This window comes from Cellulomonas soli (assembly GCF_013409305.1).
Lineage (GTDB): Bacteria > Actinomycetota > Actinomycetes > Actinomycetales > Cellulomonadaceae > Cellulomonas > Cellulomonas soli.
Genome location: NZ_JACBZJ010000001.1, coordinates 1,840,756 through 1,854,277, shown reverse-complemented (window position 1 = coordinate 1,854,277; position 13,522 = coordinate 1,840,756). Strand labels below are relative to the sequence as shown.

Here is a 13,522-nt window from a genome sequence, read left to right as displayed (position 1 = left end):
GCCCGTGTCCGGCAGTCGTCAGAAGTCCCAGTCCTCGTCCTCGGTGTTGACGGCCTTGCCGATCACGTACGACGAGCCCGACCCCGAGAAGAAGTCGTGGTTCTCGTCCGCGTTCGGGCTCAGGGCCGACAGGATCGAGGGGTTGACGTCGGTCTCGTCACGCGGGAAGAGCGCCTCGTAGCCGAGGTTCATCAGCGCCTTGTTGGCGTTGTAGCGCAGGAACTTCTTGACGTCCTCGGTCAGCCCGAGCTCGTCGTAGAGGTCCTGCGTGTACTCCACCTCGTTGTCGTACAGCTCGAAGAGCAGCTCGAACGTGTAGTCCTTGAGCTCGGCACGCTCGGCCTCGCTGACCAGCTCGAGACCCTTCTGGTACTTGTAGCCGATGTAGTACCCGTGCACGGCCTCGTCACGGATGATCAGTCGGATCAGGTCGGCCGTGTTCGTCAGCTTGGCGCGCGAGGCCCAGTACATCGGGGCGTAGAAGCCCGAGTAGAACAGGAACGACTCGAGCATCGTCGAGGCGACCTTGCGCTTGAGCGGCTCGTCCCCTCGGTAGTAGTTGAGGACGATCTCGGCCTTGCGCTGCAGGTTCGGGTTCTCCTCCGACCAGCGGAACGCCTCGTCGATCTCCTTGGTGGAGATCAGCGTGGAGAAGATCGACGAGTACGACTTGGCGTGCACCGACTCCATGAACGCGATGTTCGTGTAGACGGCCTCCTCGTGCGGGGTCAGCGCATCAGGGATGAGGCTCACGGCGCCGACGGTGCCCTGGATGGTGTCCAGGAGCGTCAGACCGGTGAAGACGCGGGTCGTCATCGTCTTCTCGGCCTCGGTGAGCGTGGCCCAGCTCTGGATGTCGTTGGACACCGGGACCTTCTCGGGCAGCCAGAAGTTGCCGGTCAGGCGGTCCCAGACCTCGGCATCCTTGTCGTCCTCGAGCCGGTTCCAGTTGATCGCCTGCACCCGGTCGACCAGCTTCAGCTTCCCCGTGGGGGTCATGTCGTTCCTTCGTCGTTCGATGCGTGAGGGGGGACGTGCGCAACCAAGTGTGACCTACGTCACAACATGCAGGAAACGCAACCCTCCACTTCCGTGCCCTCCAGCGCCATCTGCCGCAGGCGGATGTAGTAGATCGTCTTGATGCCCTTGCGCCAGGCGTAGATCTGCGCCTTGTTCAGGTCGCGCGTCGTGGCCGTGTCCTTGAAGAACAGGGTCAGCGACAGGCCCTGGTCGACGTGCTGGGTGGCCTCGGCGTACGTGTCGATGATCTTCTCGAAGCCGATCTCGTACGCGTCCTGGTAGTACTCGAGGTTGTCGTTCGTCATGAAGGGCGCCGGGTAGTAGACGCGCCCGATTTTGCCCTCCTTGCGGATCTCGATCTTCGAGGCGATCGGGTGGATCGAGCTCGTCGAGTGGTTGATGTACGAGATCGACCCCGTCGGCGGGACGGCCTGCAGGTTCTGGTTGTAGAGCCCGTGCTCCTTGACGAGCGCGGCCAGCTCACGCCAGTCGTCCTGCGTCGGGATGTGGATGCCCGCCTCGGCGAACAGGTCGCGCACGCGCTGCGTCTTCGGCTCCCACGTGCCGGTGACGTACTTGTCGAAGTACTCACCGGTCGCGTACTTCGAGTCCTCGAACCCGTAGAACGCCTGCTTGCGCTCCTGCGCGAGCAGGTTCGAGGCACGGATCGCGTGGTACGCCACCGTGTAGAAGTAGATGTTCGTGAAGTCCAGGCCCTCGTCGGAGCCGTAGAAGATCCGCTCGCGCGCCAGGTACCCGTGCAGGTTCATCTGGCCCAGGCCGATCGCGTGCCCGCCGGCGTTCGCGCGCTTGACCGACGGCACCGACTCGATGCTCGTCTGGTCCGACACGGCCGTCAGTGCCCGGATCGCCGTCTCGACCGACTGCCCGAAGTCCGGGGAGTCCATCGACAGCGCGATGTTCATCGAGCCGAGGTTGCACGAGATGTCGCGGCCGACGTGGTCGTAGGACAGGTCCTCGTTGAACGTCGACGGCGTCGAGACCTGCAGGATCTCCGAGCACAGGTTCGAGTGCGTGATCTTGCCCTTGATGGGGTTGGCACGGTTGACCGTGTCCTCGAACATCACGTACGGGTAGCCCGACTCGAACTGCAGCTCGGCGAGCGTCTGGAAGAACTCGCGGGCGCTGATCTTCGTCTTGCGGATCCGGCCGTCGTCGACCATCTCGTGGTACTTCTCCGACACGTTGACGTCCGCGAACGGCACACCGTAGACGCGCTCGACGTCGTACGGGCTGAACAGGTACATCGGCTCGTTCTTCTTGGCCAGCTCGAACGTGATGTCCGGGATCACGACGCCCAGCGAGAGGGTCTTGATGCGGATCTTCTCGTCGGCGTTCTCACGCTTGGTGTCCAGGAACCGCATGATGTCCGGGTGGTGCGCGTGCAGGTACACCGCACCCGCACCCTGGCGGGCACCGAGCTGGTTGGCGTAGCTGAACGAGTCCTCGAGCAGCTTCATCACGGGGATGACGCCGGACGACTGGTTCTCGATGTGCTTGATCGGCGCACCGTGCTCGCGGATGTTGCTGAGCAGCAGGGCGACGCCGCCACCGCGCTTGGACAGCTGCAGCGCGGAGTTGATGCCGCGCGCGATGGACTCCATGTTGTCCTCGATGCGCAGCAGGAAGCAGGAGACGGGCTCGCCGCGCTGCGCCTTGCCGAGGTTGAGGAACGTCGGGGTCGCCGGCTGGAAGCGCCCGGAGACGATCTCGTCGACCAGGTGGAGCGCGAACTCCTCCTTGCCCTCGGCCAGGGAGAGGGCGACCATGCACACGCGGTCCTCGAACCGCTCCAGGTAGCGCTTCCCGTCGAACGTCTTCAGCGTGTACGACGTGTAGTACTTGAACGCGCCGAGGAAGGTCTGGAACCGGAACTTCTTCGCGTAGGCGTGCTTGAAGAGCGTCTTGATGAACGCGCGGTCGTACTGCGCGAGCACGGCCGGGTCGTAGTACTTGTTCTCGACGAGGTAGTCGAGCTTCTCGTCCAGGTCGTGGAAGAACACCGTGTTCTGGTTGACGTGCTGCAGGAAGTACTGCCGCGCCGCCTCACGGTCCTTCTCGAACTGGATCTTGCCGTCCGCGTCGTACAGGTTGAGCATCGCGTTGAGGGCGTGGTAGTCCAGCCCCGTCGCGGGAGTCACGCGGGTATCTGTCGCTGTCGCTGCCAAAACTGCCCCAATCCTTCTCGGACGCGATGCACGTCCTCGGTCGTTCCCATGAGCTCGAAGGAGTACAGGTGGGGGACGCGGCACTTGGCCGCGATGATGTCCCCCGCGATGCAGTACGCCTCACCGAAGTTGGTGTTGCCGGCCGCGATGACACCACGGACCAGCGCACGGTTGTCCTCGTCGTTGAGGAACTTGATGACCTGCCGGGGGACGGCGCCCCCCTCGTTGCCTCCGCCGTAGGTCGGCACCACGAGCACGTACGGCTCGTGGACGCGCAGGAACGGCTCGGCCGGGCGCAGCGGGATGCGCTGCGCGCCGATACCGAGCTTCTCGACGAAGCGGTGGGTGTTCCCCGAGGCGGAGGAGAAGTAGACCAACGAGCTCATCGACCTGCTCCCCTCGCCGGGTGGACCTGTGGATCGTGGGGCGGCGGCGGGTCGTTCGTGCAGGACGGGTGCCCGCCGGGCCGGCGCGGTGCTCCGACGCCGGCCCGGGGCGTCCTGTCAGGCGACGACGGTCGCCAGGCGCTGCTCGAGCTCCTTGATGCGGTCGGGGCGGTAGCCCGACCAGTGGTCGCCGTCGGCGATCACGACGGGCGCCTGCAGGTGCCCGAGCGACATGACGTAGTCGCGCGCGTCGGCGTCCTCGCTGATGTCGACGACGGTGTAGTCCGCGCCGAGCTTGTCGAGCGCGCGGTACGTCGCGTTGCACTGCACGCACGCCGGCTTGCTGTAGACCGTGATCGCCATGCCCACTCCCCCGAATGTCCTGTCCGTGTTCCCCCCGGCGGGCCTCCCGTGAGGCCCTGGCGGCCAGGTCCCGGAAGGCCGCGAGGCCTCGTAGGACCTTCGTCGGCGCCTCGGTCGGCCGCGTGAAGAAGACACTACACCTGGTGTCTGACACCGCAACGCACCACTAGGTGTTGTGTTGCACACGTGTCGTTTTCACCCTGTGCACGCCGTCGTGCACCGCCTGTGGGTATCTCGGCACGGCCCTGGCCTGCATCTTTGCGGGCCTGCACGGCCAGCCTGAGGCCGTGCCCACAGGGACGTCCACACCGACACGCCGGACGTCCCCAGCCTCGTCCACAGGGCGCGCGTCGGGTTCGTCCGGATCCGGTCCGACGCCCCGCACGGCCGCGGGTCGGGCACTCGGGCGTGGGAGTGGTGAAGAAGCCGTGCACGCCTCCCTGAACCGCCCACGCGCAGGTCGGGGTCGGGCCACCCTCGATCCGTGCCGTCCTCCAGCGCCCCTCCGACCACCCGCCCGTGCCGTGCACCTCGCACCAGGTGGGTCGCCTGATGGGGGCGCTGCTCGTGGTGCTGACCCTCCTCGCGCTCGCGCTCCTCGGCCTCGTGCTCACCGGCGCGCACCTGGTCAACACCCTGCGTCCGGCGAGGGCCCGCGCCCCGCGCGGCGTCGAGCTCACCGTCTACCTCGTCGGCATCCCGCTGACGGCGCTCCTGGTCGCACTGCTCGGCTGGAGCGAGGACTGGCCCCAGCCGCTCGTCTCGGGCGATGACGTCGACCCGATGCACACGCCTGTCGCCGGCTGGTCCTTGCCGACCGTCCTGACCCTCGCCGTCGTGGGCCTCGTCGGCCTGGCGTTCCTGCGCGCCGGCACGCGCCCCGCCGTCGGTTCGCGCCAGGCGGACGACACGCGCCCCGCCGACGACACGCGCCCCGAGGAGGACACCGGCCGGGGCGACCGACCGCCGCTGCTCACCGTGCTCGGCCTCGCGGCGACCTACCTCGGCGCCGCCGTGTGCGTCGCGTGGCTCGTGCAGGTCGTCCCGCACGCGGTGCGGAACCCGGTCGCCTGGCCGGTCTGCCTGGTGCCGTTCGCGTTCGTGCTCTCCACGATCGGCGTCACCCGGGAGGCGATGGCGCACGCGCTGACCTCACGGACGGCCGACGACGCGGGAGACGGGGACGCGGCGGGCCCCGGCACGTCGTCGTCGCGCGCACGACTCGCCGCCTGGACCGAGCGCACGCTGCACCGGGTCGCGCTGTGGCCGCTCGTCGCGTTCGCGCTGGCCTGGCCGCTGTGGGGCCTGCTGACCGCCGTGCTGGTGCTGGCCGGCCAGCGGCCGGACGCCGCCGTCCAGGCCTTCCTCGACACCAGCGACTGGACGCTCTCGACCCAGCAGTCCCCACCGATGGTCTCGAGCGGCGGGCACTACCTGTGCACGGTCGCGGCCGGCGGCCACCGTCGCCTCGTTCGCCCGCAGCGCCGGGGCGTCCGGCACGGGGGCCCGGTGGTCGTGAACCGGCAGCTGTCCGTCGCGAACGCCTTCGAGGAGGTGCTGGGCGAACGGCTGCCGCGCACGCACCGGGCCGTCCGCGGCTTCTACGACCGGTGCGGGCTGCCGGTCGCCGAGCACGTCACGACCGCCTGGCGGGCGGACGTCGTGTACCTGGTGATGAAGCCCCTGGAGTGGCTGTTCCTCGCGGTGCTCTACGCGAGCGACCGACACCCCGAGCAGCGGATCGTCCGCCAGTACCTGCCGGGCGCGCCGGCCCGCACGGACTGAGCCGCACCGGAAGGTGCCCGCCGATCCGCTCGGACCGTGCCCGGTGCCCGGAGGTCAGCGGCCGGTCGGGCGCCAGAGGACGACCGACCCGGACTCGATCTGCGCGACGGGGCGTCGCGGCCGGGCACCCCGAGGGCTGGCGACCACGTCCCCGCGGGCGTCCGCCGTGAACACGCGCCGACCCGGCTCGATGAACGCGCGCAGGTACTCCACCTGCGTCCCCAGCCGCTCGACCTGCGCCTCGAGCTCGAGGATGCGCTTGATGCCCGCGAGGTTGACGCCCTCGTCCTGCGAGAGACGCTGCACCTCGCGCAGGACGGCGATGTCGCGCACCGAGTAGCGCCGCCCGCGCCCGCGGGTCCGCCCCGGCGAGACCAGCCCGAGCCGGTCGTACTGCCGGAGCGTCTGCGGGTGCATGCCCGCCATCTCGGCCGCGACCGAGATGACGAAGCGCGGGGTGTCGTCGAGGGCCATCAGGTCACTTCTTCGCGGCGTCCATCAGGTCGGCCCGCACGTTCTCGCCCGACGTGGCGATGCCGAAGGCCTGCACGGCCTCACGTGCGGCGCCGGTGAGCCGCTGCGGCACGACGATCTGCACGGTGACCAGCAGGTCGCCCGTGCTCTTCGCCGTCGTGACGCCCTTGCCCTTGACGCGCAGCGTGCGACCGGACGGGGTGCCCTCGGGCACCTTGACCCGCACGGTGCCGCCGTCCAGCGTCGGCACCTCGACCGTCGCGCCCAGCGCGGCCTCGTCGAACGCGACCGGCACCGTGATGCGCAGGTCTGCGCCGTCGAGCGTGAAGACGGGGTGCGGCGTGACGTGCACCGTCACCACCAGGTCACCGGCCGGCGCACCGCCCTGACCCGGGCGACCCTTGCCGCGCAGCCGGATCTTCTGCCCGTCGCGCACCCCCGGGGGGATGCGGGCGGTGACCGTCCGTCCCTCGACGCCCAGCTGCACGGTCGAGCCCGTCGCCGCCTGACGGAACGGCAGCGTCGTCGTCGCGGCGAGGTCGACACCCTGCTGGGCGCCGCGCCCGCCGTAGCTGCCGCCACCGCCACCGAAGAGCCCGCCGAGCAGGTCCTCGAAGCCGGCGGCACCGCCTGCCCCGCCGGCACCGGGCGTCGAGTAGCGCACGCGGGGGCCGCCACCGGCAGCCCCGCCCCCGCCGCCGAACATCGAGCCGAACAGGTCGTCGAACCCGGCCGTGCCGCCGCGCCCGCCGGAGGTGAAGCGTGCGCCGCCCGCCATCGCCCGCAGCTGGTCGTACTGACCGCGCTGCTCGACGTCCGACAGGACGGCGTACGCCTCCCCGATCTCCTTGAACTTCGCCTCGGCGACCGCGTCACCCGGGTTGTGGTCCGGGTGCATCGAGCGGGCGAGCTTGCGGTAGGCCTTCTTGATCGTGGCCGGGTCGGCGTCCTTGGGCACGCCGAGGACGCCGTAGAAGTCCTTCTCCAACCAGTCCTGGCCGGTCACCGGGCCTCCCTCTCGTCCGTCTCGCAGCCCTGCCGCGAGCCCCCTGCCCTACCTGTCGCGCTCGTCCCGCCCGCCGTCACGGCGCCGAGGATGTCATGCCTCCGGGTCGACGACGGCCACCCGCGCCGCCCGCAGCACACGGTCCTTGGTCCGGTAGCCCGGCTGCAGGACCGCCTGCACGGTCGGCTCCGTCACATCGGCGGAGTGCGCGTGCATGAGCGCCTCGTGCACGTTCGGGTCGAACGCCTCGCCCGCCTCGCCGTACCGCTCGACGCCGAACCGCTCGAGCGTGGACTCGAGCTTCTCGGCGATCGACGCGAACGGACCCGTCAGGTCCCCGTGCTGCCGGGCGAGCGCGACGTCGTCGAGCACCGGGATCAGCGCCTCTGCGAGCGCGGCGACACCCCGCTCGTGCGCGGTGATCGCCTCCGCCTTGGACCGCTTCACGTAGGCCGAGTACTGCTGCTCGAGGTTGTAGTGGGCCGCCTGGGCCCGCTGCAGCTCCTCGAGCCGCTCGGCCGCGAGCTTCTGCGTCTCGACCAGACCCTCGAGCACCACGGCCTCCTCGGCACCGGCCAGCGTCTCCGCCGCGTCCGCCAGCACCTGCTCCTCGGGCGTGCGCACCTGACCCGTCTCCGGGTCGATGCGGCGCTTGTCGGTCACGCGCGGGGCCTCGTGCTCCTCGCCGCCGGTGCCCTCGTCGTGCGAGGTCACTTCTTCTCGTCCTCGTCGTCGACGATCTCGGCGTCGACGACGTCGTCGTCAGCGGCCGAGCCGGCGTCGGCGGGCGCGTCGGCCTGGGCCTGCTCGGCCTGGTTCGACGCGTACAGCGCCTCGCCGATCTTCTGGCCGACGGCCAGCAGCGCGGCGTGCTTCGCCTTGACGGCCTCGATGTCCGTGCCCTCGAGCGCGGTCTTCAGCTCGGTGATGGCGGTCTGCACGTCGGTCTTGACGTCCTCGGGCAGCTTGTCGCCGTTGTCCGTGAGCTGCTTCTCCATCGAGTAGACGAGCTGCTCGGCCGTGTTGCGGGCCTCGGCCTCCTCGCGGCGCGCCTTGTCCTCGGCGGCGTGCTCCTCGGCCTCCTTGACCATGCGGTCGATGTCCTCCTTCGGCAGGGCCGAGCCGCCGGTGATCGTCATCGACTGCTCCTTGCCCGTGCCGCGGTCCTTGGCGGACACGTGCACGATGCCGTTCGCGTCGATGTCGAAGGTGACCTCGACCTGCGGGATGCCGCGCGGGGCCGGCGCGATGCCGGTCAGCTCGAACGTGCCCAGCGGCTTGTTGTCGCGGGCGAACTCGCGCTCGCCCTGGAACACCTGGATGAGCACGGACGGCTGGTTGTCCTCGGCCGTGGAGAAGATCTCCGAACGCTTGGTCGGGATGGCCGTGTTGCGCTCGATGAGCTTGGTCATCACCCCGCCCTTGGTCTCGATGCCGAGGGACAGCGGGGTGACGTCGATGAGCAGGACGTCCTTGCGGTCGCCCTTCATGACACCGGCCTGCAGCGCGGCACCGACGGCCACGACCTCGTCCGGGTTGACGCCCTTGTTGGGCTCGCGGCCGCCCGTGAGCTCCTTGACGACCTCGGTGACCGCGGGCATGCGGGTCGAGCCGCCGACGAGCACGACGTGGTCGATGTCGGCCAGCTTGATGCCGGCGTCGCGGATGACCGAGTGGAACGGCGTCTTGGTCCGGTCGATGAGGTCCTGCGTCATCTGCTGGAACTGCGCGCGCGTGAGCTTGGTGTCCAGGTGGACGGGACCGTTCTCGCTCATCGACAGGTACTGCATGGAGATGTTGGTGCTCGTCGCGGACGAGAGCTCCTTCTTGGCCTGCTCGGCCGCCTCACGCAGACGCTGCAGGGCGATCTTGTCCTTGGACAGGTCGACGCCCGTGGTGTTCTTCACCTCGGCGACCAGCCACTCGACGATCCGGTTGTCCCAGTCGTCGCCGCCGAGGCGGTTGTCGCCGGAGGTCGCGCGGACCTCGATCGTGGAGAAGCCGTCGTCGTCCTTGCCGACCTCGAGCAGGGACACGTCGAACGTGCCGCCACCCAGGTCGAAGACCAGGATGAGCTCGTCCTCCTTGCCCTTCTCCAGGCCGTAGGCCAGCGCGGCGGCGGTGGGCTCGTTGATGATCCGCAGGACGTTGAGGCCGGCGATGGTGCCGGCGTCCTTCGTGGCCTGACGCTCGGCGTCGTTGAAGTACGCCGGGACGGTGATGACGGCCTCGGTGACGGGCTCGCCCAGGTACGCCTCGGCGTCACGCTTGAGCTTGGAGAGCACGCGCGCGGAGATCTCCTGCGCGGTGTACTTCTTCTCGTCGATGGCCGTCGACCACTCGGTGCCCATGTGGCGCTTGACGGAGGAGATGGTGCGGTCGACGTTCGTGACGGCCTGGCGCTTGGCGATCTCGCCGACCAGCACCTCGCCCGTCTTGGAGAACGCGACGACGGACGGCGTGGTGCGCGACCCCTCCGCGTTGGCGATGACCGTGGGCTCGCCACCCTCGAGGACGGCGACCACCGAGTTCGTGGTGCCCAGGTCGATACCGACTGCTCGTGCCATGTGCTGTGCCTTCCTTCGTGCCGGCGGCGGGTCCCGGTGGGTCCGTGGGGGTCCGGGTGTGCCGCTCGTGCGTGTGTCTTGAGCCTGCTGCGCTCAAGTCTGCGACGGCCAACCGGTCTGTGCAAGCCCGACGCCCGAAACTTGAGTCGTAGAGGCTCAACTACGACGCCACGTGACTTCTTCCCGGGCCCTACGTGGCCTGCGTGCTCCCGCGGGAGATCGCACGCGCCGGGCGCCGCAGCCGGCGGTGCGGTGCAGGGCCGATCCGGTCGCCTGCAGGCGACGTCCTTGCGGTGCGCTGGTCGATCCTGTACCGAGGGGCCGTGAGCCTTCTTGATCGCCTACGCCGACGCACGAAAGCCCTCGTTCCGCCTCCCCGTGAGGAGGCGCCGGTGGACGCCGAGACCACCGAGAGCGAGCTCGTCGACATCGCTCAGAAGACCGTCATCCCAGGATTCGTCACGCGATCGGACGCGGTCGAGCGTGTACGAGAGGCGCTCGAGCTCGACGAGACGGATCCGCGGTCGGAGCGGGTCGTCGAGCTCGTCTGGTCGCGCCGCACAGCGCAGCAGTCGACGTGGGAGGGCCGCTCGGACTACGACCGGCTCGCAGCGGCGTTCCGTCGGCTCGAAGCCCGAGGGTTCGTGACCCGCATGAACTTCACCTGCTGCAACAGGTGCGGCACCGATGAGATCGACGACGAGCGCACCGCCCTCGACGCCGCCGCGGAGTACCCGTACAGGGAGACGATGTACACGTTCTTCCACCAGCAGGACGCCGAGCGTCTGGTCGACGAACCGGCGATCCTCTTCCTCACCTACAGCTCATGGCGGCCGGCGCCGGACACCGACCAGGAGCTCCTGGCCGCGGCACGCGCAGGAGACGAGGGCGCTCGCGCCGCGGTCGTGGCGAACACCGATGCGGAGGTCGGTCGTCGAGTCGTGGAAGCGCTGCGAAGCGAAGGACTCGACGTGAGCTGGAACGGCAGGCACACGTCGAGGATCGCGATCACGATCTCCCGCTGGCGCAAACCGCTCCCGGTCTGACTGCACGACCTGCTCATCGACCGACCGCCACCCGACCGCCTACGGCATCCGTCGACGTCCGCCGCTGAGCGGCGGAGCCTCGCTCAGACCCGTTCGACTCCGTCGGCCTGCGGGCCCCGATCGCTCTGACGCACCTTGTAGCGGACCCGGTCGCCCTCCTGCAGCGCCTCGGCGCCCCGGACGACCGAGACGTGCACGAACAGGTCGTCGCCCCCGGAGTCCGGGGAGATGAAGCCGAACCCGCGGTCCGCGTCGTAGCGGGCGACCACGCCCTCGCCGCCACGCACCGGTCCGCCGGACTCCCTGGAGGAACCCGACCGACCGCGCGCCGGCGCCGCCGGGGCGCCCCGGTGCGCCGGACCGCCCACGAGCCGGACGTTGCGGGCCTGCGGCCCCCGCTCGCCCTCGGCCACGTCGAAGGTCACGCGATCGCCCTCGAACAGCTCATCCAGCCCCCCGACCAGCGACCGGACGTGCACGAAGAGGTCGTCGCCGCCCGAGTCGGGGGCGAGGAACCCGAAGCCCTTCGCGCCGTCGTACCAGGACACGGTGCCGTCCGCACCGTCGGACGCCGCCTGGCGGGCGGCCTCGGCCCCGAGCGGCAGCAGGTGGTCCGCCTGCGGCCCCTTCTCGCCGTCGACGACCAGGAACGCGACCCGCTGCCCCTCCGCGATCACGCTGCCGCCCACGATGGCCGAGCTGTGCACGAAGATCTCGGCGCCACCGCCGTCGGGCGTGATGAAGCCGTAACCCTTGCCGGGCTCGTACCAGGAGACGGTGCCGAGCACGCCCAGCTGCGCGTCAGGAGCGTGGTCGCCCGTGACGCGGACCCGGCGGGCCTGCGGGCCGCGGTCGCCCTCACCGATCTCGAACTCGACGACCTGGCCCTCGCGGAGCAGCTTGGTCCCGTCATCGTTGACGACCTCGGTGGCGTGCACGAACAGGTCGTCGGACCCGTCCTCGAGGGCGAGGAAGCCGAACCCCCGCTCGGCGTCGAACCAGCGGACTGTTCCCTGGGGCACGGCGGACTCCTTCTCGAGCAACGGCTGCTGCGACCTAGTGTCCCTGACTCCTCCGGCCGCCGTTGCGTACGATTGCCCGGGCGCGCGAGACCGCGACGGCCCTCCCCCACGCAGGACGGACGGCGCATGAGCGCGCAGACGACCATGTCGACGCCCGGTTTCGATGACAGCCCCGACGCCACCGCTCCCGATGAGCCCGGGGTTCTCCCCGCCGACTTCGCGACGTTCCTGCGGGTCGCGGACCAGGTCGCGGCGCTGCCGCAGACGCACCCGCAGCACGCGGAGGCCCGTCGCGCGGCCTCGGCGCTGTTCAAGGCAGCCAAGAAGCACCGGCGGGACGAGCGGCGCCGGACGGTGTCCGCGGCCGACGCCGCCGTCGTCGCCGCGACCGCGACCGGGAGCCCGGGGCGGATCGACGACGAGACCAACGGCCTGGCGCTGACCTCCGCGGCGACGAGCGCCGTCGCCGGGACCCTGCTCCGCCCGCGGCCCTGCTACGTCTGCAAGCAGGACTACACGGTCGTCGACGCGTTCTACCACCAGCTCTGCCCGGACTGCGCGGCGCTGCACCACGCCAAGCGCGACGCCCGCACGGACCTCACCGGACGCCGGGCGCTGCTCACCGGCGGCCGCGCCAAGATCGGCATGTACATCGCGTTGCGGCTGCTGCGCGACGGCGCCGACCTGACGATCACGACCCGGTTCCCGCGCGACGCCGTCCGGCGGTTCAGCGCGATGGCCGACGCCAGTGACTGGCTGCACCGGCTGCACGTCGTCGGGATCGACCTGCGCGACCCGTCGCAGGTGGTCTCCCTCGCCGACCACGTCGCGGCGCAGGGCCCGCTCGACATCCTCATCAACAACGCCGCGCAGACCGTGCGCCGGTCGCCCGGCGCGTACACGCACCTCGCCGATGCCGAGTCGGCGCCGCTGCCGGCCGACGCCGCACGCATGATCACGACGTTCGGGCACACGAGCGACGCACACCCGCGCGCCCTGGCCGGGTCCGTCAGCGAGCTGTCGAGCCCCGCGCTGGCGATCGAACGCGCGGCGGGCGCCGCCGCCGACGAGCTGGTGGCGCAGTCCCTGACCGCGCACGCCGCGAGCCTCGAGCGTCTCGTCGCGGGCACGTCGATCGACGCCGGCGGGCTGATCCCCGACGTGGCCGAGACGAACAGCTGGGTCGCGACCGTCGAGCAGGTCGACCCGATGGAGCTGCTCGAGGTCCAGCTCTGCAACCAGACCGCACCGTTCATCCTGGTCAGCAGGCTGCGGCCGGCCCTCGCGGCGTCGCCCGCCCGGCGGACGTACATCGTCAACGTCTCCGCGATGGAAGGCGTGTTCTCGCGCGGCTACAAGGGTCCGGGGCACCCCCACACGAACATGAGCAAGGCCGCGCTCAACATGCTGACGCGCACCAGCGCGGCGGAGATGCTCGGCGACGGCATCCTCATGACCGCGGTCGACACCGGCTGGATCACCGACGAGCGACCGCACCACACCAAGGTGCGGCTCGCGCAGGAGGGCTTCCACGCCCCCCTGGACCTCGTGGACGGTGCCGCGCGGGTCTACGACCCGATCGTCCGGGGCGAGGCCGGCGAGGACCTGTTCGGCTGCTTCCTCAAGGACTACGCCCGCTCCCCGTGGTGACCCGCCGGCGTCTG

Annotated in this window: 12 protein-coding genes; 3 read left to right on the top strand and 9 right to left on the bottom strand. The window is 70.1% G+C overall.

Annotated elements, in window-relative coordinates; all coding sequences use genetic code 11:
• Positions 1–18: 18 nt before the first annotated feature.
• From nrdF to nrdH, 4 genes are all read right to left on the bottom strand, one after another.
• The gene (nrdF, locus tag BKA22_RS08640) at positions 19–999 is read right to left on the bottom strand and encodes a class 1b ribonucleoside-diphosphate reductase subunit beta (RefSeq protein WP_146953278.1); all 981 of its coding nucleotides are present in this window, start codon (positions 997–999) and stop codon (positions 19–21) included.
• Positions 1,000–1,058: 59 nt separating this feature from the next.
• Positions 1,059–3,209, bottom strand: a complete 2,151-nt coding sequence (gene nrdE / locus BKA22_RS08635) for a class 1b ribonucleoside-diphosphate reductase subunit alpha (protein ID WP_146953280.1) — start codon at positions 3,207–3,209, stop codon at positions 1,059–1,061.
• The gene (gene nrdI, locus BKA22_RS08630) at positions 3,179–3,595 is read right to left on the bottom strand and encodes a class Ib ribonucleoside-diphosphate reductase assembly flavoprotein NrdI (RefSeq protein ID WP_146953282.1); all 417 of its coding nucleotides are present in this window, start codon (positions 3,593–3,595) and stop codon (positions 3,179–3,181) included. The genes nrdE and nrdI overlap by 31 nt, the downstream gene beginning before the upstream one ends.
• Positions 3,596–3,712: 117 nt before the next feature.
• Entirely contained in the window at positions 3,713–3,958 is a 246-nt protein-coding gene (gene nrdH, locus BKA22_RS08625; protein ID WP_146953283.1) for a glutaredoxin-like protein NrdH, read from the bottom strand.
• A gap of 552 nt (positions 3,959–4,510) precedes the next feature.
• Here nrdH and BKA22_RS08620 point away from each other — a divergent pair.
• Positions 4,511–5,743 carry a DUF6688 domain-containing protein gene (locus BKA22_RS08620; RefSeq protein ID WP_146953284.1) on the top strand — a complete coding sequence of 411 codons (1,233 nt, stop codon included), beginning with the start codon at positions 4,511–4,513 and terminating at the stop codon, positions 5,741–5,743.
• Positions 5,744–5,797: 54 nt separating this feature from the next.
• Here the strand turns inward: BKA22_RS08620 and BKA22_RS08615 are convergent, their stop codons facing one another.
• From BKA22_RS08615 to dnaK, 4 genes are all read right to left on the bottom strand, one after another.
• Complete coding sequence (locus BKA22_RS08615; protein WP_146953285.1) at positions 5,798–6,217, bottom strand: heat shock protein transcriptional repressor HspR; 420 nt, start codon at positions 6,215–6,217, stop codon at positions 5,798–5,800.
• Positions 6,218–6,221: 4 nt separating this feature from the next.
• Complete coding sequence (locus BKA22_RS08610) at positions 6,222–7,223, bottom strand: DnaJ C-terminal domain-containing protein (protein ID WP_146953286.1); 1,002 nt, start codon at positions 7,221–7,223, stop codon at positions 6,222–6,224.
• A 93-nt stretch (positions 7,224–7,316) separates the two neighbouring features.
• Positions 7,317–7,937, bottom strand: a complete 621-nt coding sequence (grpE, locus tag BKA22_RS08605; protein WP_146953287.1) for a nucleotide exchange factor GrpE — start codon at positions 7,935–7,937, stop codon at positions 7,317–7,319.
• Entirely contained in the window at positions 7,934–9,790 is a 1,857-nt protein-coding gene (dnaK, locus tag BKA22_RS08600) for a molecular chaperone DnaK (protein ID WP_146953288.1), read from the bottom strand. The genes grpE and dnaK overlap by 4 nt, the downstream gene beginning before the upstream one ends.
• Before the next feature lie 392 nt (positions 9,791–10,182).
• Here dnaK and BKA22_RS08595 point away from each other — a divergent pair, with 392 nt between their 5' ends.
• Positions 10,183–10,836: a DUF6891 domain-containing protein gene (locus BKA22_RS08595; RefSeq protein ID WP_146953290.1), complete on the top strand. Its 654-nt coding sequence runs from the start codon at positions 10,183–10,185 to the stop codon at positions 10,834–10,836.
• Between the two features lie 83 nt (positions 10,837–10,919).
• On the opposite strand, the gene BKA22_RS20130 is transcribed toward BKA22_RS08595, so the two are convergent.
• The gene (locus tag BKA22_RS20130) at positions 10,920–11,858 is read right to left on the bottom strand and encodes a cold-shock protein (RefSeq protein ID WP_146953292.1); all 939 of its coding nucleotides are present in this window, start codon (positions 11,856–11,858) and stop codon (positions 10,920–10,922) included.
• Between the two features lie 126 nt (positions 11,859–11,984).
• Between BKA22_RS20130 and BKA22_RS08585 the strand changes: the two genes are divergently transcribed.
• On the top strand, positions 11,985–13,508 hold the full coding sequence (locus tag BKA22_RS08585) for an SDR family NAD(P)-dependent oxidoreductase (RefSeq protein ID WP_179561705.1): 1,524 nt from the start codon (positions 11,985–11,987) through the stop codon (positions 13,506–13,508).
• Positions 13,509–13,522: the final 14 nt, after the last annotated feature.

What these genes read in the sequence shown, in the direction of transcription:
- nrdF (WP_146953278.1), bottom strand. Translation starts at nt 999, where the DNA reads ATGACCCCCACGGGGAAGCTGAAGCTGGTCGACCGGGTGCAGGCGATC.
- nrdI (WP_146953282.1), bottom strand. Translation starts at nt 3,595, where the DNA reads ATGAGCTCGTTGGTCTACTTCTCCTCCGCCTCGGGGAACACCCACCGC.
- nrdH (WP_146953283.1), bottom strand. Translation starts at nt 3,958, where the DNA reads ATGGCGATCACGGTCTACAGCAAGCCGGCGTGCGTGCAGTGCAACGCG.
- BKA22_RS08620 (WP_146953284.1), top strand. Translation starts at nt 4,511, where the DNA reads ATGGGGGCGCTGCTCGTGGTGCTGACCCTCCTCGCGCTCGCGCTCCTC.
- BKA22_RS08615 (WP_146953285.1), bottom strand. Translation starts at nt 6,217, where the DNA reads ATGGCCCTCGACGACACCCCGCGCTTCGTCATCTCGGTCGCGGCCGAG.
- dnaK (WP_146953288.1), bottom strand. Translation starts at nt 9,790, where the DNA reads ATGGCACGAGCAGTCGGTATCGACCTGGGCACCACGAACTCGGTGGTC.
- BKA22_RS08585 (WP_179561705.1), top strand. Translation starts at nt 11,985, where the DNA reads ATGAGCGCGCAGACGACCATGTCGACGCCCGGTTTCGATGACAGCCCC.